This window comes from Microbispora sp. H10670 (genome assembly GCF_014161385.1).
Taxonomy (GTDB): domain Bacteria; phylum Actinomycetota; class Actinomycetes; order Streptosporangiales; family Streptosporangiaceae; genus Microbispora; species Microbispora triticiradicis.
Window position 1 is genome coordinate 193,907 of record NZ_JABBWW010000007.1, and the last position, 22,432, is coordinate 216,338.

Genomic DNA, 22,432 nt, shown 5'->3' on the forward strand with positions numbered 1-22,432 from the left:
CCTATGCCGTGAAGATCTCCTCGCGGGCCTGGTCGAGCGCGGCGAGGACGGCGCCGCGCAGCACGGGGTTGCCGTCCACCTGACTGGGGATCACCTGAGGCGGTATGGGGCAGATGCGCGCCACGGCCTCCTCCACCCGGGTGGCCAGGCCCTCCCCACCGGCCCGGCAGACCTCCCCGGCCAGGACCACGAGGCCGGGGTCGAGCACCACGCACACCGAGGCGACGCCGAGCGCCAGTCGCGCGGCGACCTCGTCGAGCAGGGGCTCGCCCGCCGCCCCCGCGGCCACCGCGGCGGTCACGCAGTCGGCCGCGGTGGCTCCGGCGAAGCCGTGCTCGCGGGCGAGTTCGCCGACCGCCTCCGAGCTGACCAGTGACTGCAGTCCGCCCCGCAGCGACGGCAGCCGTCCGGGGATCGCCCGCACGTCGTCGGCGAGGGGCACACCGGGCACCGGGAGATAGCCGATCTCTCCCGCGCTGCCCGATCTGCCGCGGTGCAGGCGTCCGCCCAGCACGACGGCCAGGCCGATGCCCCGGCCGACCCAGACGAGCACGAAGTCGTCCGCCTCGCGGGCGGCGCCCCGCGCGCGTTCGGCGATCGCCGCGAGGTTCACGTCGTTCTCGATCGTGACGTCCCGGCGCAGGTCTCTCGCCAGCGCCTCGTGGATGCCCTCGTGCCACTGCGGGAGGTCGAAGGAGAAACGCACGTCCCCGGTGCGGGGGTCCACGACGCCGGGCGTGCCGATCACGACCCCCCGCAGCCGCGACAGCGCGACCTTGCCGCCGCGGCAGGCCTTCACGACGGCGGAGTGCACCAGCGACACCGGGTCGTCCGCGCCGTCGGGAGACGCCGTCACCTCGGCGACGATGTGCCCGTTGATGTCGGCGATCGCCGCCGACACCCGGTCGGGCCCCACGTCGAGCCCCGCGACGTACGCGCAGGAGGGGATCACGCCGTACAGCGCGGCGTTGGGGCCGCGGTTGCCCGCCTGCTCCCCCACGACCTCCACCAGGCCGCGCTCCTCCAGGCGCGCGAGCGTCTGCGAGGCCGTGACCTTGGACAGTCCGGTGAGCTGGCCGATCTGGCCACGCGTCAGGGGACCCGAGGCGAGCAGCAGTTCCAGGGCGGCCCGGTCGTTGATCTCCCGGAGCAGCCGGGGCACGCCAGGACGTCGCTCCATACTCCCGCTTCCCATCGTCTGAGTCTCCCGCTCACCGTCGGCGCGCACCCGCACACCCCTCCGACTTCGCCGGGCCCCCGTCGGCGCTCCCACCACGCGCGCCCGCGAACGACCGGCGCCCGTGAACGAGCAACAAAGTTTTCAGCAAAGCTTAGCGAGCCGGGGAGCGCGGAGAACGCGCCGGTCGCCGCTCCCGGTAACGCTCCCAGCCCGCACGAGGATGGCTTATGAGGACGGCTCATATGACCGCCCAGCCGGCCGGGACGAGGGAGCGCCATGACCGAGACGGCCCGGGAGCCGCACGCCCCGCCGCGGCGCGGGCTGCCCGCTCCCCCGTGGCCACTGGTCATGCTCGTGACGGGCGTCGCGCTCCTGTTCGACGTGGTGCGGGTGTTCCTGCCGTCCCTCATCACCCTGTTCGGCAGGGCGGGCGAGACCTCTCCCGGACGCATGGGGCTGTACGCGGCGCTGTGGTTCGTCCTGCCGTTCGCCGCGATCCCCGCGGCCCGGCTCGTCCCACCCCGGATCGTCCTGGTGGCGGGCGCGGCGGCGCTCACCGCGGCCCGGCTCTGCCTGCAGGTCTCCGACGGGGGCACGCCCCAGCTTCTGCTCGCCTCCGCCGGGGTCACGGCGGGGCTGGTCTTCCTCTACGGCTGCGCGCGCACGACCAGGGGCGCGTGGGTGCCGGCCGGGCTCGTCGGGGGCCTGTCGGGCGCCTCGATCCTCCACCTGGCCCTCGACCGGGTGGACCTCGTCTGGCGGGACGGGCCGCTGCCCTGGCTCGCCGTAACAGCACTCTGCGCCGCCTTCCTGTGGTCCGTACGCCTGTCGCCCCCGTCGCCCGGCCCGGCCCCGGCGGCCGTGTGGTTCGCGTTCGGCCCGATGCTCCTGCTCGCGGGCATGTACGGCGGCGGCTCGGGCATGCTGCCGCAGGAGGCCGGGCAGCACAGCGGGGCCTACCCCGCCCTGATGGTCACGCTGCAGGCGGGGGCGTGGTGCGCCGCCGTCGTGTGCGCCTGGACGTCGTCGTGGGGCTGGGCGGCGGGGCCCTTCCTGGTCGCCGCGGTGGCGGCGCTGGAGGCGGGTGTGACGGGCCTCGCCGCCATCGTCGCGACCATCGCCCTCGGCGCCTGCGCCGCCGCCACCGCCGGACCAGACACGGGCGCCGGACATGACACGGGCGCCCGCCCGGAGACCGCGGCCCGGCGCGGGGGCGTCGCCGTGCTCGGCGGAATGCTGGTGTTCCTGGTGGCGGCCTTCCTCTACTACGCGGCCTTCGACGCCGACCTCGGGTTCCCCAACGCGGTGGTCCCCGTGGCGGTGGCCGCCCTGGTCGCCGTCGTCGCCTTCCGGCGGGGCCGGCGGCACCGGTCCGCCCCCGTACGGCGGGCGCCCCGCCGATGGGGCTCGGCGGCGCTGTCGATCGCGCTGCTGACCGGGCTCGTCACCTGGCAGCGGCTCCCCGCCGAACGGCCGATCGAGGGGAACGAGTTCACGCTCGTGGCGTACAACATCCGGATGGGGTTCGGGCTCGGCGGCCGGCTCGACCTCGACCGGATCGCCGCCTGGGCCACGGCGCGGCGTCCCGACGTGGTGCTGCTCAGCGAGGTGGACCGGGGCTGGCTGCTCAACGGCGGGCACGACGACCTGGCGCGGATAGCCCGGGGCCTGGGGATGCGCTACCACTTCGCCCCCGCCGCCGACCGTCTCTGGGGCGACGCGCTGCTCACGAACCTGCCCGTCACCGAGATCGGCTCCACCCGGCTGAACCGGCACGGCTATCCGACCGGCGCCCAGGCCCAGTCGATCGTGCTGGAGGTCGGCGACCACGAGGTGGGGATCGTCAACACCCACCTGCAGGAGCCGCGAGGGCAGGCGCCCGAGGTCGCGGCGATCGCCCGGCGGCTCGCCGCGGCCGCCCTCCCGCCCGGCGTCGGCGTGGCCGAGCCGCGACCGGTGATCGTGGCGGGCGACCTCAACACCACACCGTCCGACCCGCAGATGCGGGTGCTGGAGGCCGCGGGCCTGACCGATCCGCTGCTGGCGCTCGGCGACCCGCCGACCTCGCCCGCCGACGCTCCCGTCCGGCGCATCGACCACGTGCTGATCTCGAAGGGGCTCACGGCGGTGGCCGCCGACGTCCCCAGGGTGCCGTTCTCCGACCACCTCCCGGTCGTCGTACGCCTGCGGGTGGGGTGAGGCCGGGAGGTGAGAGGGGACCGCGCGTCGTACCGAGGCCAACCAGGCGGGATAATCGGCTACATGCGACTTTCTGCCCGTGTCGACTACGCCCTCCGTGCCGCCGCCGAGCTCGCCGCGGCGGGCGAGGGACCCACAACGGTGGGCGAGCTGGCCAAGGGGCAGGAGATGCCCCCCAAATACCTGGAGAACATCCTGCTCCAGATGCGCCGCGCCGGCCTCGTACGCGGTCAGCGCGGCCCGGAGGGAGGCTACGTGCTGGCCCGCCCGGCCGCCGAGATCTCCCTCGCCGACGTGATCCGAGCGGTGGACGGCCCTCTGGCCAACGTCAGGGGCGAGCGGCCCGAGCACGTCGGCTACCAGGGCGCCGCCCAGGCGTTGCAGCAGGTGTGGATCGCGCTGCGGGCGAGCGAGCGGGCCATCCTGGAGGAGGTCAACCTGGAGCAGATCGCCAAGGGCGAGCTGCCTCCCCGGGTGACCGAACTGGCCGCCGACCCGGCGGCCTGGGACTCGCACACACCGGTGTGAACCGCCCGTCCCCGACCCTCGCGGGAGGATGGCGTGCCGGAGGGTGACTCGGTCTACCGGGCCGCGAAACGCCTGCGGGAGGCCCTCGACGGCCGGACGCTGACCCGCAGCGACTTCCGGGTGCCCCGCCACGCCACCGCCGATCTGCGGGGCCGGGCCGTGCTCACCACGATCTCGCGCGGCAAGCATCTCCTGACCCGGGTGGAGGGCGGGCTCACCGTCCACACGCACCTGCGCATGGAGGGCAGCTGGCGGGTCGGCCCGGCAGGGCGGCCGGTGCCCCGGGGCGACGTGGTGCGGCTGGTCCTCGCCAACGCCGAGTGGCAGGCGGTCGGAACCCGGCTGGGGATGGTCGACCTCGTCCCCACCGGCCGGGAGGACCGGGTCGTCGGGCATCTCGGCCCGGATCTGCTCGGGCCCGACTGGGACCCCGGGCGGGCCGTGGGCAATCTGCTGCGGGAGCCCGGGCGGACCATCGGAGAGGCGCTGCTCGACCAGCGCGTGCTGGCCGGAATCGGCACGATCTGGCGGGCGGAGACGCTGTGGGCCGCGCGCCTGTCGCCATGGCGCGTCATCGGGTCGATCCCGCCGGAGGAGCTGGAGTCGCTGGTCTCGACCGCGCACCGGCTGATGGACGCGAGCAAGGACGCGCCGTTTCCGGTGACGAGCGGTGATCCGCGTCCCGGCCGGTCACTGCTCGTGTACGGCAGGGCACGCCATCCGTGCCGGCGGTGCGGCAGTCCGATCAGCAGGGGGGAGATGGGTCCGCAGCCGTCCGAACGGCTCGTCTACTGGTGTCCCGCCTGCCAGCGCCCATAGCGGCGCGAGGGGAACAACCACAGGGGACCAGGCACTGGGGAACAAGAGCGGGGCGGCAAGCGCGAGGGAACGAGCGCGGGGAAACGAGCACGGAGAACAGTCGTGCGACAGGCCCGGCACATGCCCGGACAGCTGGGCCGCGGCGATCCTGCGTGCGAGGGCGACACCGGTCGCACACCCGGGGGCCGGGCGTCCGGCGTCAGGCACGGCGGCACGAACTCGCCACGGGCGCAGACCCGGGGCGGCGGAAGCGCCGTCTCTAGGCGGCGACCATGTCCTTGACCTCGGGGAAGCCGTCGAACTCGGGGCCGGCGGGCACGGTCTCGGGAATCGGCAGCCGCTCGTGCTCGGGCAGTTCCGCGAGCATGGGGGCGGCCTGCAGTTCGGCGAGCGCGAACTGGTCGGACACCTCACGCAGCACCTGGGACAGCGGGACGCCCAGTGCGCCGCAGATCGAGGCGAGCAGCTCAGAAGAGGCTTCCTTCTGGCCGCGTTCCACCTCGGACAGATAGCCGAGTGAGACACGGGCCACGGTGGAGACCTCGCGAAGGGTGCGATTCTGCCGCACCCTCAGCCGCCGCAGTACGTCACCGAGCAGCTGACGCAGCAGGATCATCTGTCGCTCCCTCCCCAAAGGGGGCGCCTTCACGACGCCTCGCACGGTGGGCTCATGGCGCCCCTTCTTCATCTGCCCTTCGTACATACGCCTCGCCGTCATCATTGGTTCGCTCGGCCCCTTTGCCGGGCGTGCGCCTGTCTTGCTCCTCGCCGATGGCTCACGGACCTCACTCACAGCTCCACCGTACCTGTAGAGGGCAACACCGCGGCAGACCGTGGCGAGCATGTTCGCTGGGGACGTAACGCGGTAATCACCCGAGATGTTCCCCCGAATTTGCCTGTAGCACACCTTCCAACAGGTCCAAAGCCTCCCGGAGGGTCGCCTTTCTGATCTCGTCCCTGGTCCCGGTCAAGAGCAGGTCACGGTGCCAGAGCCGCTCCCCCGGGCCGGCCAGGGCGATGTGGACCGTGCCGACCGGTCTGCCGTCCTGCGGCTCGGGACCGGCGACCCCCGTCACTGCCAGACCGTAGTCCGAATCCGTCAGCTTACGCACCCCGGTCGCCATGGCCGCCGCCACGTCCGGGTGCACCGCCCCCTCCCGCTGCAGCAGGCCGGGCGGCACGCCGAGGATGCTCGCCTTGAGGTCGGTGGCGTAGGCGACCACCCCGCCGCGGAAGGCCGCCGAGGCCCCCATGGGCTCGGTCATCGCGGCCCCGATCAGACCGCCCGTCAGCGACTCGGCCACGGCGGCCGTCGCGCCCCGGCGGACCAGCAGGGACAGCACGTGCGCCGCCATGCCCGTCATACGGTCCGCGCCCTCTTCGCCACCTGCCGCAGCCGCACCGCCCGCACCACGTAGTCGGCGCCGGTCCCCACCGTGACCACCAGGGCGAGACCCATCGCCGCCCACCTGGCCAGGTCGGGCACGATGGGCACGATGTAGAGCGCGATGGCCACGATCTGCAGCACGGTCTTCACCTTGCCCCCGTAACTGGCCGGGATAACCCCGTGCCTGATCACGAGGAAACGCAGCAGCGTCACTCCCGCCTCACGAGCGATGATCACCAGGGTGACCCACCAGGCGAGCTCGCCGAGGTACGACAGGCACAGCAGCGCCGCGCCGATCAGCGCCTTGTCCGCGATCGGGTCGGCGATCTTCCCGAAGTCCGTGATCAGCGCGTACTTCCTGGCCAGCCAGCCGTCGAGTTGGTCGGTGACGGACGCGAGCAGGAACACCCCCAGCGCCGCCAGCCGCCAGGCCTCGCCCTCGGCGAACAGGAAGACGACGAAGACGGGCACGATCGCCAGGCGGGCGATGGTCAGGGCGTTCGCGATGTTCCAGGTGCTGACGCGGCGGGCCGCCCCCTCCTCACCGGCGGCGGGCACGGGTGTCAGAGGCTCCGGTGTCACGGGCACGGGAGGCGCGACGGGGACTGCGGCGGCCGGCGACGGGCCGATCTCCGCGGTCGCCTCCACCGGCGCCTCCACGGTGGCCTCTACCGGGCCCGCCACCTCCACCGGCGGCTCGCCGCGCTCCGTCATGTGCCTGCCTTGATCCGGGCGATCAGGTCGACCCCCTCGGAGTCGACCGCGACCGCCTGCACGATCTGCCCGGGGACCAGGCCGATGCCCTGGACCGTGACCGCTCCGTCGACCTCGGGGCCCTGGTGCGCCGCGCGGCCCTCGTATCCGCCGTCGCCGAGGTCCTCCTCGATGAGCACCTCCAGTTCGGTGCCGATGCGCTCTTCGGCCCGCTGGGCGGTCAGCTCCTCGGCGAGCTCGGTCAGCGTCGCCACGCGTTCGTCGATCACGTCCTGGTCGAGTTTGCCGTCGAAGCCGTACGCCTCGGTGCCCTCCTCGTCGGAGTAGCCGAAGACGCCGATGACGTCGAGCCTGGCCTCCTCCAGGAAGCCCACCAACTCCTCGAACTGCTCCTGGGTCTCCCCCGGGAAGCCCACGATGAAGTTCGACCTGACGCCCGCCTCCGGCGCGCGCTCGCGGATCTGGTCGAGGAGGTCCAGGAAGCGCCGGGGGTCGCCGAAACGCCGCATCCGCCGCAGCACCGGCCCGCTGGCGTGCTGGAAGGACAGGTCGAAGTAGGGCGCGATCCCCTCGGACGAGGCGATCACGTCGAGCAGCCCCGGCCGCAGCTCGGCGGGCTGCAGGTAGCTGACCCGCACCCGCTCGACGCCGTCGGTCTCGGCCAGCCGCGGCAGCAGCTTCTCCAGCGCCCGCAGGTCGCCCAGGTCCTTGCCGTACGACGTGGAGTTCTCGCTGACCAGCACCAGCTCCTTGACGCCCTGGCCGGCCAGCCACGCGGCCTCGGCGAGCAGGTCCTCCGGACCGCGCGAGACATACGAGCCGCGGAAGGCCGGGATGGCGCAGAAGGTGCAGCGCCGGTCGCAGCCCGAGGCGAGCTTCAGCGAGGCGACCGGCCCGGAGCCGAGCCGCTTGCGCAGCGTGCGCGGGCCGCTCGCGGGGGCGACGCCCCGCGGCAGCGGGTCCTCCTGGGCGTGGCCGGGGATGTGCGCCTGGGCCGCCGAGCGCTCCACCGGGCTGATCGGCAGCAGCGTGCGGCGGTCCCGGGGGGTGTGCGGGACCAGCGGCCTGCCCGCGAGGACGTCGTCGAGACGCTCCCCGATCTCCGCGTAGTCGTCGAAGGAGATGACGGACGCCTCGGGCAGGGCGTCGGCGAGCTGCGCGCCGTACCGTTCGGCCATGCAGCCCGCCGCGACCACCTTCGCGCCCGAGTCGGCCGCGGCGAGCAGGGTGTCGATGGAGTCCTTCTTCGCCGAGTCGATGAAGCCGCAGGTGTTGACGACGACGACGTCCGGGTCGTCGTCACCGGTCTGCCACCCGGCGGCCTCGAGCCGCGCGGCGAGCTCCTCTGAGTCGACCTCGTTGCGGGCGCAGCCCAGCGTGATCAGCGATACGGTTCGGCGAGAAGACATGATGCGAACTACGGTATCGGCAGTCGGCGATTAACGGGGACTCGGGCCGCCCGCGGCGAAGGTCCGCCGCACCATCTGGCCGTCCCTGCCCGGCGCGCCGAGGTCCCTGCCGTTGACCACGAGCCGCACCGCCCCGGCGTCGCCGATGACCATCTTCACCCGGTCCCTGGCCGAGTACGTCGTGGTCCTCCCCTCCGGCAGCGTGCCCTCGAAGATGGCCTTGCCCCTGGCGTCCTTCACGGCGATCCAGGACGGCTTGCGCGTGGTGACCTTGACCACCACGAGGCCGGGCGCGAAGGCCTCCTCCAGGCTCCGGCCCTCCCGGTCCCCCTCGTGACGCGCCTGCCCGTGCTGGGCGGGCGCCGGGAGCCGGACGGCCGTCGGGCCCGTCCTGTCTCCGGAGCCTCCGAGCATCCGCGCGACGACGACGATCACGACGATGGCCAGGGCGACCGCGACGGCCATCGTCCAGCCGGAGCCCCGGCGACCCCGCTCGCGCAGCACGGCGGCCCCTCCGAACAGCGCCGACGTCCTGACCGGGGAGTCGCCGCCCGGGTGCTCCTGCTCGTACTGCCGCACGAGCTCGTCCGGGTCCAGGCCGAGATCGGACGCGATGGTACGGAGGTGGCCGCGCGCGTAGAAGTCGCCCACCGAGAAGTCGTCCCCCTCGAAGCGCTCGATGACGGTCTCGCGGATCCGCGTGCGCTCGCTGAGCTGACGGACGGACAGTCCGGCGCGCTCACGGGCCTCGGCCAACGCAGCACCTACGCTCATCGTTAAGCCCCCTGTCTTCCAGACCGCCCCACAATGCGTAGTTAGCCACATTCAATCAGCTACTGACTACGAACGGTACCCAAGAGTGGACACAGAGCAACCGCTCTGTCACCTTCGCACCGGTTTCAGGGCCTGGCGAGAGGAGCGCGGCTCAGCCTCCCGCGCGGGGAGCAGGCTTTCAGCCGGTCTCCCCGCGCAGGTCGGCGAGCAGGCCGGGCAGGTCGTCGGGCTTGACCAGCACCTCGCGGGCCTTCGATCCCTCGCTCGGGCCGACCACGTTGCGGCTCTCCAGCAGGTCCATCAGCCGTCCGGCCTTGGCGAAGCCGACCCGGAGCTTGCGCTGGAGCATCGACGTGGAGCCGAACTGGGTCGACACGATCAGCTCGGCGGCCTGGACCAGCAGGTCGAGGTCGTCGCCGATCTCCTCGTCGATCTCCCGCTTGGCGGCGGCCGGAGCGGCCACGTCCTCCCGGTACTCGGCCTGCATCTGGACCTTGCAGTGGCCGACGACCTCCGCGATCTCCTTCTCGGAGATGAACGCGTTCTGCAGCCGCATCGGCTTGCTCGCGCCCATCGGCAGGAACAGCGCGTCGCCCTGCCCGACCAGCTTCTCGGCGCCCGGCTGGTCGAGGATGACCCGGGAGTCGGCGAGGGACGAGGTCGCGAACGCCAGCCGCGACGGCACGTTCGCCTTGATCAGGCCGGTGACCACGTCCACGGACGGCCGCTGGGTGGCGATGACCAGGTGGATGCCGGCGGCGCGGGCGAGCTGGGTGATGCGGACGATCGAGTCCTCCACGTCGCGCGGGGCGACCATCATCAGGTCGGCCAGCTCGTCCACGATCACCAGCAGGTACGGGTACGGCTGGTAGACCCGCTCGCTGCCCGGCGGAGGCACCAGCTTGCCCGCCCGGACGGCCTTGTTGAAGTCGTCCACGTGCCGGAAGCCGCTGGCGGCCAGGTCGTCGTACCGGCGGTCCATCTCGCCGACCACCCATTCGAGGGCCTCGGCGGCCTTCTTCGGATTGGTGATGATCGGCGTGATGAGGTGGGGAATGCCCTCGTACGCGCTGAGCTCGACCCGCTTGGGGTCGACCAGCACCATGCGGACCTCGTCGGGGGTGGCCCGCATCAGGATCGAGGAGATCAGCCCGTTGATGCAGGTCGACTTGCCCGCGCCGGTGGCGCCCGCGATGAGGATGTGCGGCATCTTGGCCAGGTTGGCCACGATGGTGCGGCCCTCGACGTCCTTGCCGAGGCCGACGATCATCGGGTGGTGGTCGGCCTGGGCCACCTGCGAGCGCAGCACATCGCCGAGCGACACGAGGTCCTTGTCGACGTTGGGGATCTCCACGCCGATCGCCGACTTGCCCGGGATCGGGGACAGGATCCGCACGTCGGCCGACTTCACGGCGTACGCGATGTTCTTGGTGAGCGCGGTGACCTTCTCGACCTTGACCGCCGGGCCCAGCTCGATCTCGTACCGCGTGACCGTCGGGCCGCGGGTGAAGCCGATGACCTGCGCGTCGATGGCGAACTGCTCCAGCACGCTGGTCAGCGCGTTGACGACCGTCCGGTTGGCCTTGGTCTCCTGCTTGGGCGCGCTGCCCGGCCGCAGCATCGCGAGATCGGGCAGCGTGTAGGGCCCCTCCTGGCTGGACAGGACGAGCTGCTCGACCTTCCGCGGCGCCGGGGTCGGCAGCGGCGGCTGCGGCACGGGCTTGGGGAGCTGAATCTCCGGCTCGGTGGGCTCGCCGGGCTCGGCCGGGTCGGCGACGTCGTCCGTCAGGCCGGGGACGATCTCCGGCGAGTGCTCCTTCTCCGACAGCACGGGCGTGTCGTAGGGCTTGACCGTGTCGCCGGGCTCGCCGGCGTCGCCCTGCGACCTGCGGGTGCGCTTCTTCGGCCCGGCCGGCGACCTGCGCGGCGCCCCGGCGCCCTCCGGCCGCTCGAAGAGCATGTGCCGGATCTCGGCGAGGCGCTCGGGGACGCGGTGCACCGGGGTCGCGGTGATCACCAGCAGGCCGAAGCCCGACAGCATCACCAGCAGCGGGATCGTGATGAACGCCGGCAGGATGCTCGACGGCGGCGCCGAGACGATGAAGCCGACCATGCCGCCCGCCGCCGACACGTTGTCCATGCCGTCGGTCGGCCCGCCCGAGGGGTACGGCGTGCCGTGGGCGACGTGCACGATCCCGAGGATCCCGGCCAGCAGCGCGGTCCAGCCGATGCCCATCCTGCCGGTCTCGGAGTTCTGGTCGGGGTGGCGCAGCAACCGCCAGGCGAGCAGCGCGAGGAGCACGGGGACGGCCCAGGTGAGCGAGCCGACCGTGCCGCGCAGCACGGCGTCGACGAACGCGGCGAAGCCCGTCTTGGTGTCGCGCCAGGTCAGCGCGGCGAGCACGATGGCGCCCGCCAGCACCGACAGGCCCTGCCCGTCGCGCCGGTGCACGGGGTCGAGGTCGCGGGCGTTCTGCCCGAGCGCCCGCGCGGCCATGCCCAGGCTGTTCGCCACCACCATCCACAGGCCGATGACGACCTTGCCGATCACCAGGAAGACCCAGCTGATCGGGTCGTGTCCGGTGGCGGGCGGGCGTTTCCTGGGCGCGGGCCGGGGCGCAGCCCTGCCTCGGGAGCCGGCCGGGGACCGTTTCGGTGCTGCCGTACGGGACCCGGAGCGCGGCCCGGAGCGGGGCGTGGAGCGCTTGCCGGACCCCTGTCCGGACGTACGGGTGGCCATGATGCCGAAGTTACCCCGGAGGCGGGCGATTACCGGCACGACGCGCCGGACGGGCCCCCACCTGTCAGTAGGCGCGGCGCTGGCGCAGGGCGGAGCGCTCGATGCGCTCGCGCGCCTCCAGCAGGCAGGAGGCGATCTCCTTCTCCCGCTCCGGGGTGAGGCGCGGGATCGGCACCGAGCAGCTGATGGCGTCCCTCGGCGGGTCGCTGATCCGCAGCGCCACGCCGAAGCACCGCAGCCCCTCGGTGTTCTCCTCACGGTCGACCGAGTATCCCTGCTTGCGCACCCGGCGCAGGTCGACCAGCAGCTCCTCGGCGTCCACGATGGTGTGGGCCGTCAGCGCGGGCAGCTCGGCGGGCAGCAGCGCGCGCACCTCCTCGTCGTCCCGGCTCGCCAGGATCGCCTTGCCGAGTGAGGTGGTGCTCGCGGGCAGCCGGCGCCCGACCCGGGAGAACGGCCGCAGGTAGTGGCGTGAGGCGCGGGTTGCGAGGTAGACGACGTCGAAGTGGTCGAGCCGGGCGAGGTGCACGGTCTCCCCCGTCACCTCCGCCAGCCAGTCGAGGGCGTCGTGCGCGAGCTGGACCACCGGGTCGCCGTCGATGTACGTCGCCCCGACCAGCAGTGCCCGCATGCCGATCCGGTACAGCGTGCCGGTGACGTCGGTCTCGATCCAGCCGAGGTCGACCAGCGTGCGCAGCAGAGCGTGCAGGCTGCTCTTGGGGTAGCCCAGCTTGCCCTGCAGGTCGGTGAGGCTGTGCAGCCCGGGATACTGCGCGAAGAAGTCGAGCAGCTCGACCGTCCGGAGCGCCGACTTCACGTGCGGCACGGGTTCCGCCATTGGGTACCTCCCTGACCCGCCTGTCCGCCTCCTATTGTGAGCCGGTTCCCCAGGAGGCGACCGTACGGGAGGCGATGTAGTCCACATCCAGATCATCCCCCAGTCCGGGGGCATCCGGCATCCGCACCTTCCCGTCCACGAGCGGGTCGACGATCGACCGCAGGTGCGGGGCGGGGGTGTCGTAGTCCGAGTGCGGGTGCAGCAGGCCCCGCTCGTACCACCGCCCGCACAGCGTGGCGCCGATCACGGCCAGGGCGCCGGACCCGTTGCCGTGGATCTCGCAGTCCATGCCGAACGACTCGGCGAGGTGCACGGCCTTGACCGCCGGGATGATCCCGCCGGAGCCGACCACGCCCACTCTGAGGATGTCGCACGCCCCGGCGGCCACCCACTCGGCCCGGGCCATGTGCTTGCCCCAGGAGGTCTCCGGCCCGAGGATCGGCGTCCTGAGCTGGTCGGCGAGCCACCGGTACGACTGCACCGACGCCTCCTCCATCGGCTCCTCGTACCAGGCGAAGTCCAGCTCGTCGAGCGCCCGGCCGAGAGTGAGGGCCTCGGAGCGGGAGTACCAGTGGTTGCTGTCGAGCATGAGCGCGACGTCCGGGCCGACCGCGTCGCGGACCGCCGCGCACGCCTCGATGTCGCGGTCCACGCCGTACGGCATGGGCGGCATCCAGGTGTGCAGCTTGATCCCGCGGTAGCCGCGGGAGACCAGGTCCTTGGCGAAGGCGGCGTAGTCCTCGGGGGTGGCCAGGCCGCCGGGGATGTCGTCGCCGCACATGGTGCTCGCGTACGCCGGCACCTCGGCGCGGGCCCCGCCGAGGAGCTTCCAGACGGGCAGGCCGAGCCTGCGCCCGGCGAGGTCCCACAGCGCCTGGTCGGCGGCGCTGAGCGCCCGGTCGGAGAGGTTGCCCTGGGCGCCGCGCTGGCGGCGGGCGACGCGGTGCCACAGCCGCTCCCGGTCGAGGCTGTCCTGGCCGATCAGCGCCGGGCCGATGTGACCCGCGATCACCGCCTCCCGCACGGTGTCCGGCGCGGCGAGGCAGCGTCCGGTGGCGCCGTCGCTGTCGGTGATCGTGAGCAGCGCCTCACGCACCTCGCGGGGCGGGCCGGGGTGCCGGTGGCCGTGCCCGTCGACCACGGACCTGGTGACCGTGGTGAAGACCGTGACGACGACGCGTTCGACGACCGCCATGGAACCTCGCCTCCTCAGTGGGCTGGCCTCAGTGGTTGAGAGGGCCGGTGCGCGGTCAGGGACGCACCGGCCCGGTCCGGGGGTGACCGCCGCTCAGCCGCCGTTGGCCTTCTTCCATTCGGCCTGGGCGTCGGTCAGCTTCTGCGCCAGGGTGTCGAGGAACTCCTGGGGCTTCATCTGGCCGAGCAGCACCTTCTGGAAGAGGGGCTCGGTGTCGGCCTTGGTGATGGAGGAGAACTGGGGCAGGTAGTACGGCGGCGACACGACCTGCGTGTTCGGGTCGTTCAGCGTGTCGACGGCCGTCTTGAGGTGGTCCAGGCCCTGCACCCAGGAGTCGCCCTGCGCGTCGGTGTTGGCCGGGATCTGGCCCGTCTGCTGGTTCCAGTAGCTGTTGCCGTCGTGGGAGACGAGGAACTCCACGAACTTCCAGGCGGCGTCCTTGTGCTCGCTGTTCTTGAACACCGCGAAGCCGTCCACGGGGTTGGCGACGACGGTCCGCCTGCCCCCGGGTCCGGTCGGCAGCGCGAACGCGCCGATCTTGTCCTTGCCGTGCGCCTTGACGTGGTCGTTGTAGGAGCCCAGGTTGTGGTGCATCATCGCGATCTTCCCGGTGCCGAAGGCGGCGACCATCTTCGGGAAGTCGTTGGTGACGTCGGCCTCGGGGGTGTCCTTCTTGTACAGCCCGGCCATCCTGGTGAGGAACTCGGCGTTCTTCGGGTCGTTGACCGTGCTCTTGCCCGAGGCGTCGAAGAACTGGCCGATCCCGGAGTAGGAGTACATCTCGGCCAGGATCTGGAAGATCGACCCGGCGCCGCCGCGGATGGTGTAGCCGTACTGGTCGGGCTTCCTGGTCAGCCCGTCGGCGTCCTCGAAGAACTCGTCCCAGGTCCGCGGGGCCTTCTGGAGCCTGTCCTTCAGGTACCAGACCACGTCCATGTTGGAGGTGTTCGGCACCAGGTAGAGCTTGCCGTCGGGCACGGTCTTGCGGACCGAGTCGAGCATCGGCGTGGCCAGCCTGCCGTTCACCGAACTCCTGGCCAGCCACTCGTCCGCCGGCTCCAGCGCCTGCTGGCCGGTCAGGTTGGCCAGGTACGACGTGGTGACGCCGCCGACGTCGGGGGTGTCGCCGCCCGCCACGGCCGTGTCGTACTTCTGCTGGACGGAGGCGATCGGGACGCCGACGTACTCGACGTGAATCTTGGGGTTGGCCGCCTCGAACCGCTTGATCAGCTCCTGGTAGACCGGGGTGCGGGCGCCGCCGTTGTTGTCCCAGAACGTGATGGTCGTCTTGCCGGAGCCCTCGCCGGAGCCCGAGTCCGACCCGCACCCGGTGGCGGTGACGGCGAGAACGGCGAGCGCCGCCCAGGCCACCTTCATCTTCATGGTTCCTCCTGGTCAGGAGAGGCTGTGTGGAGCTGGGGGGATCGCTATCCCTTGACCGCGCCGGCGCTGATGCCGTGCACGAGATAGCGCTGGACCACTGCGAACACGCAGACCACCGGCAGAGCGGCGACGACGCCACCGGCCGCCAGAGCCCCGAAGTCGGCGCTGTACTCCCCGATCGTGTAGCTGAGCCCGACGGGGATCGTGAAGCTGTCCTGCCTGCTGACGAACATCAGCGCGAACAGGAAGTTGTTCCACGTGTGGATGAACGCGAACGACCCGACCGCGATCAGGCCGGGCCGCAGCTGCGGCAGCACGATCGCGAGGAAGCCGCGCAGCCGGCCGCAGCCGTCGACCATCGCGGCCTCCTCCACCGTGAACGGCACGGCCGAGACGAACCCGCTCATGAGGATGATCGACAGGGGCAGGTTGAAGACGGTGTCGGCGACGATCAGGCTGCCGAGGCTGTTGATGAGACCGAGCGTCTTGAAGATCGAGAAGAGCGGGATCAGCATCATCGCGCCGGGGACGAACTGGGTGCACAGCAGCACGACCATGAACAGGCTCCGGCCGCGGAACCGGTACCGCGCCAGCGCGTACCCGCCCATGACCGCGATCACCGTGGTGACCAGCAGCGACCACACCCCGACGATGACGCTGTTCCGGAAGAACACCGCGTAGCCGATGTCGTTCCAGACGGTCTCGAAGTGCTCGAACGTGATCGGCCACGGCACCGGGTCGGCCGATCCCGCCGGCCTCAGGGCGAAGACCAGCATCCAGTAGAACGGCACGAGCGTGAAGATCAGATACATCCCGAGAGGGACGTAGAGCCGCAGCACCCGGCCGGGATCCCGTCTCGGCCGCCCGGGGCGGGCCTCGGGCACCGCTCGCGGACGCGGGCGGGTCATGACGTCGGCGCTCATCGCCGGAGCCCTCCTCATCGGTCCTCGCCGAACCGGCTGAGCCGGAGGTAGAGGACGGAGCAGAACAGCAGGATCACGAAGCCCGCCATCGTCAGCGCCGAGCCGTACCCGAAGTCCTTGGAGTCGACGGCGCGCTGCGCGACGTACAGCGGCAGCGTGGTCGTGACCTGCGCGGGACCGCCGCCGGTGAGCGTGTAGAGCAGGTCGACGTTGTTGAACTCCCAGACCCCGCGCAGCAGCGTGGCCAGCACGATCGCGTCGCGCAGGTGCGGCAGCGTGACGTGGCGGAAGCGCCTGAGACGCCCGGCGCCGTCCACCGCCGCGGCCTCGTACAGCTCGCCCGGGATGCCCTGCAACCCGGCGAGCAGGAGGATCGCGAAGAACGGCACGCCGCGCCACAGTTCCGCCACCACCACGGCCGGGAAGACCGTGTCCGGATTGCCGAGGACCGCCGCCTCGGGCTGCCCGAGGAAGCGCAGGACGCCGGTGCCCGGCGTGTAGAGCAGGATCCAGATGCCCGTCGTCAGCACTCCGGAGACGGCCCACGGGGAGAACACCAGCGACCGGGCGAGCCCCCGCCCGATGAAGCTTTCATTGACTATCAACGCGAGGGCCAGTCCGAGGATCAGCTGGAGGCCGATCTCGGCGATCACCCATTTGGCGGTGAATCCCAGGCTGTGCCAGAAAACCTCGTCCTCGGTCAGCATGCGCCGGAAATTGTCCAGCCCGGCGAAGCCGTCCGCCCATGGCCGGGTGAGGTTGCGGTGCTGCAGGCTGTAGTACGCGACGCTGCCGATCGGATAGACGAGGAACGCGGCGATCAGCGCGACCGTCGGCGAGATCAGCAGGTACGGCACGGCCCTGCGGCGCATCGTCGTCACCGGCCCATCTCCTCCGCGGACGTCGTCCCGGTCTTTCCGAGACATATTCCTGAACGCCGTTCACAAACGTGGACGACAGATCAACGGTGATATTCCGCACTCGTCCTGTCAAGGACTCGTGTCCTATTCGAGACATTCACTCTTGGCACACCAGCACGCCTTGACCGCCGGCACGACTCGCCGTACGGTCCGGGTGTTCATGAATATGAATCGAGTTCAGAAGGATGACGGCACGACCGAGGAACGGAGACAGTCATGCCCGCACGATCCCTGCTCGTGCCCGCCGTCCTGGCGCTCGCGGCGCTCACGGCGGCCGTCCCGGTTCCGGCGGCGAGCGCCGCCGGAAATGATCCCGCCGGAAGTGATCCCGCCGGACTGGAGCTCGGGCGGCAGACGCTGCCGGCGGGGGACGGCTGGGCCTCGGCCGGCGCCGGCACCACCGGCGGCGCGGCGGCGCCCGCCGCCAACGTCCGGGTGGTCACCGACCGCGCGGGCCTGGTCGCGGCCCTCGCCTCCCCCGGCCCCCGGGTCGTCTACGTGAAGGGCGTCGTCGACGTCGACAGGACCTGCGCGGACTTCGCCACCGGCGGATACACCCTCGCCGGTTACCTCGCGGCGTACGACCCGGCCGTGTGGGGCCGCGACACCGAGCCGTCCGGGCCGCTGGAGGACGCCCGGGCCGCCTCTGCGGCGGCGCAGACGAAGTACGTCAAGCTCAAGGTGCCGTCGGACACCACGATCGTCGGCCTGCCCGGAGCGACCATCCGGCACATCAACCTGCACGTGGACAAGGCCGACAATGTCATCATCCGCAACATCCGCTTCGAGGACGCGGCCGACTGCTTCCCCCAGTGGGACCCCACGGACGGCGACGAGGGCAACTGGAACTCCCTCTACGACAACATCTCCGTGACCGGTTCGACCCACGTGTGGATCGACCACAACACGTTCACCGACGGGGACAACCCGGACGCGGACCAGCCGGTCTACTTCGGCCGGCCGTACCAGGTGCACGACGGCCAGGCGGACATCACCAGCGCGTCCGACCTCGTGACCGTCTCCTGGAACAGCTTCCGCGACCACGACAAGACGATGCTGATCGGCTCGACCAACAACCCCGCCAACGACCGGGGCAGGCTCAGCGTCACCGTGCACCACAACGAGTTCTACGACAACCTGCAGCGCCTGCCGCGGGTGCGGTTCGGCAAGGTGCACGTCTACAACAACTACTACCAGGCGCCCGACGCCGCGACCTTCGTGTACGCGCTGGGCGTGGGCGTGGAGTCCCAGATCTACGCGGAGAACAACTACTTCCGGCTCAGCCGGGCTGTGGACCCGGCCGCACTGCTGTACGACTGGGGCGGCACCGCCCTCACCGCCAGGGGCAACCTGCTGCGCGTCGGCGGCACCGAACGGCCGATCGACCTGGTCGGGGCGTACAACGCGAAGCACGACCCCGATCTCGGCGCGGACGCGGGCTGGACCCCGGCCCTGCACACCGCGATCGACCCCGCCGCGGCGGTGCCCAGGGGGGTCTCCCGGCACGCGGGAGCCGGGAAGATCCGCTGACGTCCGCGCGGTCTCCCCTGGCCCGCCTCAGGCCGGCAGGCCTCAGGCGGGCATGCGGAGCCCGAGCTGGACGCACAGTTCAAGCTGGTCGTAGAAGACCTCGCTGCAGCCGATCAGGCCGCACACGACGTCGATGTCGAACATCCAGCAGGAACGCACGCTGACCCGCCGCCCGGTGGCCTCGACCACCTCCCCCGTGGTGAGCGGGAACGGGCCGGCGTGCGTACCGGTGCCCACGGCGGCCGCGGCCACGGCCGCGTCTGTGACGATCTTCTGCCACACCGTGACGCGCACGTCGGGGAACGCCTGCCAGACCAGGGTGTGGTACGACGCGACCTCCGAGCGGCCCTCCGCGGGCCCGCCGGGCCCCACCGCCCTGGGCTCCCGGCCGTAACAGGCCATGACCTCCCCGAGGTCGTGGGCGTTGTAGGCGCTGAAATACCGCTCAACCACGTGGAGCACGGCGAGACCCCCGTTTCCCGCACATCCGGAGTCCAGGTTACGCGGGCGTACGGCCGTCAGGAGAGGCGCGGGCGGCCGTCCACCCGCTGGGGCACGCCGAGGGGGTTGCCGTCGCGCAACTCCGGCGGGAGCAGGTCCTCCGGCCAGTCCTGGTAGGCCACCGGGGTCGTCCAGCGCCTGATGGCGGCCGCGCCGACGGAGGTGTGCGCCGGGGTGGTGGAGGCGGGCCAGGGGCCGCCGTGGTGCATCGCCCAGGAGACGGCGACCCCCGTGGGCCAGCCGTTCCAGATGAGCCGCCCGGCCAGCCGGCGCAGCACCGGCAGCAGGTCGCGGGCATCCTCGGGCCCGGCGGCGTGCACGGTCGCGGTCAGCGACCCCGGCAGCCGCCGCAGCACGGCGGGCAGGTCGGCGGGGTCGCGGTAGCGGACCACGATCGCCGAAGGGCCGAAGCACTCCTCCCCCAGCTCGGGCAGCCCGTCCGCGAAGGCCTCCAGACCGGCGGCGAACACCCGCGGGGTGATGCCGTCCACCTCGCCTCCGCCGGCCAGCACGGTGAGCCGCTCGGCGAGCCTGCCGGACGCCCGCAGGTAGCCCTCACGGATCTTGGCGGTCAGCATGGGCCCGCCGCTGGTCCCGGCCACCGCCTCGGCGATCGCCCCCTCGAACCCTCCCTCCGCCGGGACGAACACCAGGCCGGGGTTGGTGCAGAACTGGCCCACCCCGAGAGTCAGCGAGGCCGCGAACCCGGAGGCCACGGCGGCGGGATCGGCCGAGGGCAGCACGACGACCGGGTTGACGCTGCCCAGCTCGCCGTAGAACGGGATGGGGTCGGGCCGCTCGTCGATCAGCTTCTGGATCGCCTTCCCGCCCGCGAGCGAGCCGGTGAAGCCGGCCGCCGTGACGAGCGGATGCCGCACCAGCGGTGCCCCCGCCTCGAACCCGTGCACGAGCCCGAGCAGGTCCGGATCGGGCAATGCCCGCCGTACGACGGACGCGGTGAGGTCGGAGGTGCGCGGGTGACCTTCGTGCGCCTTGACCACGACCGGGCAGCCGGCCGCGAGGGCCGACACCGTGTCGCCGCCCGCCACGGAGAACGCGAAGGGGAAGTTGCTGGCCGCGAAGACGGCGACGACGCCGAGCGGATGGTTCATCCGGCGCACGTCGGGACGCGGCGGCGTGGCGCCGGGGTCGGGGTGGTCGATGACCGCCTCGGCCCACCCGCCGTCGCGCAGGACGTCCGCGAACAGCCGGAACTGCGCGGCCGTACGGGCGACCTCCCCGCGCAGCCGCGCCTCGGGCAGGCGTGTCTCCTCCGCGGCGACCGGCCACAGCTCCTCGGCGTGCTTGAGCAGGGCGTCGGCGACGGCTTCGAGCACGGCGGCGCGCTCGGCCGCGGAGGTCGCACGCCAGGCCTCGCCCGCCGCCGCGGCCCGCGCGACCGCCTCGTCCACCGCCTCGTTCGTCGCTTCGTTCGTCGTTCCAGTTGCGGGGCCGGTCATCTCATCCCTCCGCCGTGAGATTGTCGACGTCGTAACGGGGACCGCAGAACGCCCCGCCGACCACGGAGTGCGGCAGTTCGCCGAGGTCCGGCTCGCCGTACTCGCCGACGAGCGTATCGGCGAAGACCTCGGCGTCGTCCTTCGGCTCATAGCCGATGGCCCTGCCCTCCTCCAGCGACCACCAGCGGCGTGTGTTGGCCGACACGCCCCAGACCACGTGGAAGCCGTCGGCCGCCAGCGCGGCCTCGACCAGCCGCGCGCAGTCGTCGGGCGACAGCCACGTCGACAGCATGCGCACGTCCCTCGGCCGCTCGAAGCAGGAGCCGATGCGCAGGCACGTCACCGCGAGGCCGTAACGGTCGTGGTAGAGGGAGCCGAGCGCCTCCTTGGCGACCTTGCTGACGCCGTAGAAGGTGTCCGGGCGCGGGAACAGGTAGTCGGGGGCCTCGCCCTCGCCGCGCGGGGCGAACCCGACGGCGTGGTTGCTGCTGGCCAGCACGACGTGGCGGACCCCGGCCCGCCGCGCGGCCTCCAGCACCACGTAGGTGCCGTTGACGTTGACGTCCAGGATCTGCTCCCAGGGGCGTTCGAGGCTGTGCCCGCCCAGGTGGAGCACGGCGTCCACGCCGTCCATGGCCGCCGCCACGGCCTCCTCGTCGGTGATGCTGGCGGCCACTCCCTCCTCGCCGGGCCCCGCCTTCAGGGGCGCGACGTCGAGCAGACGCAACACGCGTCCCTCCTTGGCCAGCCGGGGTCGCAGCAGCGTGCCGACGCCGCCCGCCGCGCCGGTGATGAGAATACGCATGTGCCCTCCTGTCGGAATCTGTCCTGGTTCTGGCCCTGATCGCTTCGCAGTTTCGCAGCAACGCCAGCGTGTTCACAACAACGGGTGTTGTTCACATATATGATCGACGATTCCTCTCGCATGCTGTCTCCGTCCTGCGTTGACTTCACAAATGGAGCCCGACTAGCGTCAAGAACAGGATCAAGGACACTGTCCACGTATGTGGACGGGAGGGTTGGCGGATGCGTCTCGACGGCGTTCTCTTCTTTCCCGTGACACCGTTCGACTCCGGCGGCGAACTGGCCGGGGACGTACTGGCCCGGCACGTCGCGCGCGGAGTCGCGGACGGCGCGGGCGGGGTGTTCGCGGCCTGCGGCACCGGCGAGTTCAACGCGCTGGGCATCGACGAGTACGAGCGGGTGGTGCGGATCTCCGCCGAGTCGGCGGGCGGGCGGGTCCCCGTCCTGTCCGGCGCGGGCGGGCCGCTCCCCTACGCCCGCGAGTGCGCGCGCAGGGCCGCGGCGGCCGGCGCGGACGGCCTGCTGCTGCTGCCGCCCTACCTGGTGAGCGCCCCCGCCGAGGGCCTGGTGCGCTACGTCCGCGAGGTCGCGGCGGCCACCGATCTGCCGATCATCGTCTACCAGCGGGCCAACGCCCGTTTCACGCCGGCCGCCGCGGTGGCGCTGACCGGGATCGCGAACGTCGTCGGGTTCAAGGACGGCCTCGGCGACGTCGACCTCATGCAGCGCATCGTGCTCGCCGTACGGGAGGCCGGCGGCCGGGATTTCACGTTCTTCAACGGGCTGCCGACGGCCGAGATGACCGTGCCGGCCTACCGGGGGATCGGCGTGAACCTGTACTCCTCCGCCGTGTTCTGCTTCCTCCCCGAGGTCGCCCTGGCCTTCCACAAGGCCGTGAACGCCGGAGACGACGACCTGGTGAACCGCCTGCTGAGCCGTTTCTACCGGCCGCTGGTCGAGTTGCGCGACCTCGTGCCCGGTTACGCCGTCTCGCTGATCAAGGCGGGCGTCGCCCTGCGCGGGCTCGACGCGGGCGGGGTGCGGCCGCCGCTCGTGGACGCGGCCCCCGAGCACGTCGCCCGGCTGGAGAAGCTGATCGCGACCGGGCTGGACGTCGTCGGATGAGCG

Annotated in this window: 20 protein-coding genes; 5 read left to right on the forward strand and 15 right to left on the reverse strand. The window is 71.9% G+C overall.

What is annotated here, in order from left to right:
* Position 1 precedes the first annotated feature (1 nt).
* Positions 2–1,180, reverse strand: coding sequence for an ROK family transcriptional regulator (locus HHX33_RS13015; RefSeq protein ID WP_111699704.1), 1,179 nt, complete (start codon positions 1,178–1,180; stop codon positions 2–4).
* 276 nt (positions 1,181–1,456) lie between these two features.
* Here HHX33_RS13015 and HHX33_RS13020 point away from each other — a divergent pair, with 276 nt between their 5' ends.
* The 3 genes from HHX33_RS13020 to HHX33_RS13030 all read left to right on the forward strand — a co-directional run bounded on the left by HHX33_RS13020 (position 1,457) and on the right by HHX33_RS13030 (position 4,726).
* A complete protein-coding gene (locus HHX33_RS13020; protein WP_182874804.1) occupies positions 1,457–3,379 on the forward strand; it encodes an endonuclease/exonuclease/phosphatase family protein in 1,923 nt (640 codons plus the stop codon).
* Positions 3,380–3,442: 63 nt separating this feature from the next.
* Positions 3,443–3,907, forward strand: a complete 465-nt coding sequence (locus HHX33_RS13025; protein WP_111699706.1) for an RrF2 family transcriptional regulator — start codon at positions 3,443–3,445, stop codon at positions 3,905–3,907.
* A 33-nt stretch (positions 3,908–3,940) separates the two neighbouring features.
* Complete coding sequence (locus tag HHX33_RS13030; RefSeq protein ID WP_182874805.1) at positions 3,941–4,726, forward strand: Fpg/Nei family DNA glycosylase; 786 nt, start codon at positions 3,941–3,943, stop codon at positions 4,724–4,726.
* A 259-nt stretch (positions 4,727–4,985) separates the two neighbouring features.
* On the opposite strand, the gene HHX33_RS13035 is transcribed toward HHX33_RS13030, so the two are convergent.
* The 11 genes from HHX33_RS13035 to HHX33_RS13085 all read right to left on the reverse strand — a co-directional run bounded on the left by HHX33_RS13035 (position 4,986) and on the right by HHX33_RS13085 (position 16,961).
* Positions 4,986–5,342: a helix-turn-helix domain-containing protein gene (locus HHX33_RS13035; protein ID WP_111699708.1), complete on the reverse strand. Its 357-nt coding sequence runs from the start codon at positions 5,340–5,342 to the stop codon at positions 4,986–4,988.
* A gap of 253 nt (positions 5,343–5,595) precedes the next feature.
* A complete protein-coding gene (locus HHX33_RS13040) occupies positions 5,596–6,090 on the reverse strand; it encodes a CinA family protein (RefSeq protein WP_111699709.1) in 495 nt (164 codons plus the stop codon).
* Positions 6,087–6,827 carry a CDP-diacylglycerol--glycerol-3-phosphate 3-phosphatidyltransferase gene (gene pgsA, locus HHX33_RS13045; protein WP_182874806.1) on the reverse strand — a complete coding sequence of 247 codons (741 nt, stop codon included), beginning with the start codon at positions 6,825–6,827 and terminating at the stop codon, positions 6,087–6,089. Before pgsA ends, HHX33_RS13040 begins: the two co-directional genes overlap by 4 nt.
* Complete coding sequence (gene rimO / locus HHX33_RS13050) at positions 6,824–8,236, reverse strand: 30S ribosomal protein S12 methylthiotransferase RimO (RefSeq protein WP_182874807.1); 1,413 nt, start codon at positions 8,234–8,236, stop codon at positions 6,824–6,826. The genes pgsA and rimO overlap by 4 nt, the downstream gene beginning before the upstream one ends.
* A 30-nt stretch (positions 8,237–8,266) precedes the next feature.
* Positions 8,267–9,010 carry a helix-turn-helix domain-containing protein gene (locus tag HHX33_RS13055; protein ID WP_182874808.1) on the reverse strand — a complete coding sequence of 248 codons (744 nt, stop codon included), beginning with the start codon at positions 9,008–9,010 and terminating at the stop codon, positions 8,267–8,269.
* Between the two features lie 178 nt (positions 9,011–9,188).
* On the reverse strand, positions 9,189–11,750 hold the full coding sequence (locus HHX33_RS13060) for a DNA translocase FtsK (RefSeq protein WP_182874809.1): 2,562 nt from the start codon (positions 11,748–11,750) through the stop codon (positions 9,189–9,191).
* Between the two features lie 64 nt (positions 11,751–11,814).
* Positions 11,815–12,588 carry an IclR family transcriptional regulator gene (locus HHX33_RS13065; protein WP_182874810.1) on the reverse strand — a complete coding sequence of 258 codons (774 nt, stop codon included), beginning with the start codon at positions 12,586–12,588 and terminating at the stop codon, positions 11,815–11,817.
* Between the two features lie 31 nt (positions 12,589–12,619).
* The gene (locus HHX33_RS13070) at positions 12,620–13,783 is read right to left on the reverse strand and encodes an enolase C-terminal domain-like protein (RefSeq protein WP_182874811.1); all 1,164 of its coding nucleotides are present in this window, start codon (positions 13,781–13,783) and stop codon (positions 12,620–12,622) included.
* 93 nt (positions 13,784–13,876) lie between these two features.
* Positions 13,877–15,166 carry an ABC transporter substrate-binding protein gene (locus HHX33_RS13075; RefSeq protein WP_182874812.1) on the reverse strand — a complete coding sequence of 430 codons (1,290 nt, stop codon included), beginning with the start codon at positions 15,164–15,166 and terminating at the stop codon, positions 13,877–13,879.
* A gap of 44 nt (positions 15,167–15,210) precedes the next feature.
* Positions 15,211–16,089 carry a carbohydrate ABC transporter permease gene (locus HHX33_RS13080; protein WP_182874813.1) on the reverse strand — a complete coding sequence of 293 codons (879 nt, stop codon included), beginning with the start codon at positions 16,087–16,089 and terminating at the stop codon, positions 15,211–15,213.
* Between the two features lie 14 nt (positions 16,090–16,103).
* A complete protein-coding gene (locus HHX33_RS13085) occupies positions 16,104–16,961 on the reverse strand; it encodes a carbohydrate ABC transporter permease (RefSeq protein ID WP_182874914.1) in 858 nt (285 codons plus the stop codon).
* A gap of 264 nt (positions 16,962–17,225) precedes the next feature.
* Here HHX33_RS13085 and HHX33_RS13090 point away from each other — a divergent pair, with 264 nt between their 5' ends.
* Entirely contained in the window at positions 17,226–18,539 is a 1,314-nt protein-coding gene (locus HHX33_RS13090) for a pectate lyase family protein (protein ID WP_182874814.1), read from the forward strand.
* Between the two features lie 42 nt (positions 18,540–18,581).
* Here HHX33_RS13090 and HHX33_RS13095 read toward each other — a convergent pair whose 3' ends face one another.
* The 3 genes from HHX33_RS13095 to HHX33_RS13105 are packed head-to-tail and all read right to left on the reverse strand — an operon-like array spanning position 18,582 to position 21,305.
* Positions 18,582–19,001, reverse strand: coding sequence for a nuclear transport factor 2 family protein (locus tag HHX33_RS13095; RefSeq protein ID WP_182874815.1), 420 nt, complete (start codon positions 18,999–19,001; stop codon positions 18,582–18,584).
* Positions 19,002–19,057: 56 nt separating this feature from the next.
* Positions 19,058–20,500: an aldehyde dehydrogenase (NADP(+)) gene (locus tag HHX33_RS13100; RefSeq protein ID WP_182874816.1), complete on the reverse strand. Its 1,443-nt coding sequence runs from the start codon at positions 20,498–20,500 to the stop codon at positions 19,058–19,060.
* A gap of 1 nt (position 20,501) precedes the next feature.
* Positions 20,502–21,305: an NAD-dependent epimerase/dehydratase family protein gene (locus tag HHX33_RS13105; RefSeq protein WP_111699720.1), complete on the reverse strand. Its 804-nt coding sequence runs from the start codon at positions 21,303–21,305 to the stop codon at positions 20,502–20,504.
* A 221-nt stretch (positions 21,306–21,526) separates the two neighbouring features.
* On the opposite strand from HHX33_RS13105, the gene HHX33_RS13110 reads away from it, so the two are divergent.
* Positions 21,527–22,429, forward strand: coding sequence for a 5-dehydro-4-deoxyglucarate dehydratase (locus tag HHX33_RS13110; RefSeq protein ID WP_182874817.1), 903 nt, complete (start codon positions 21,527–21,529; stop codon positions 22,427–22,429).
* Positions 22,430–22,432 lie beyond the last annotated feature (3 nt).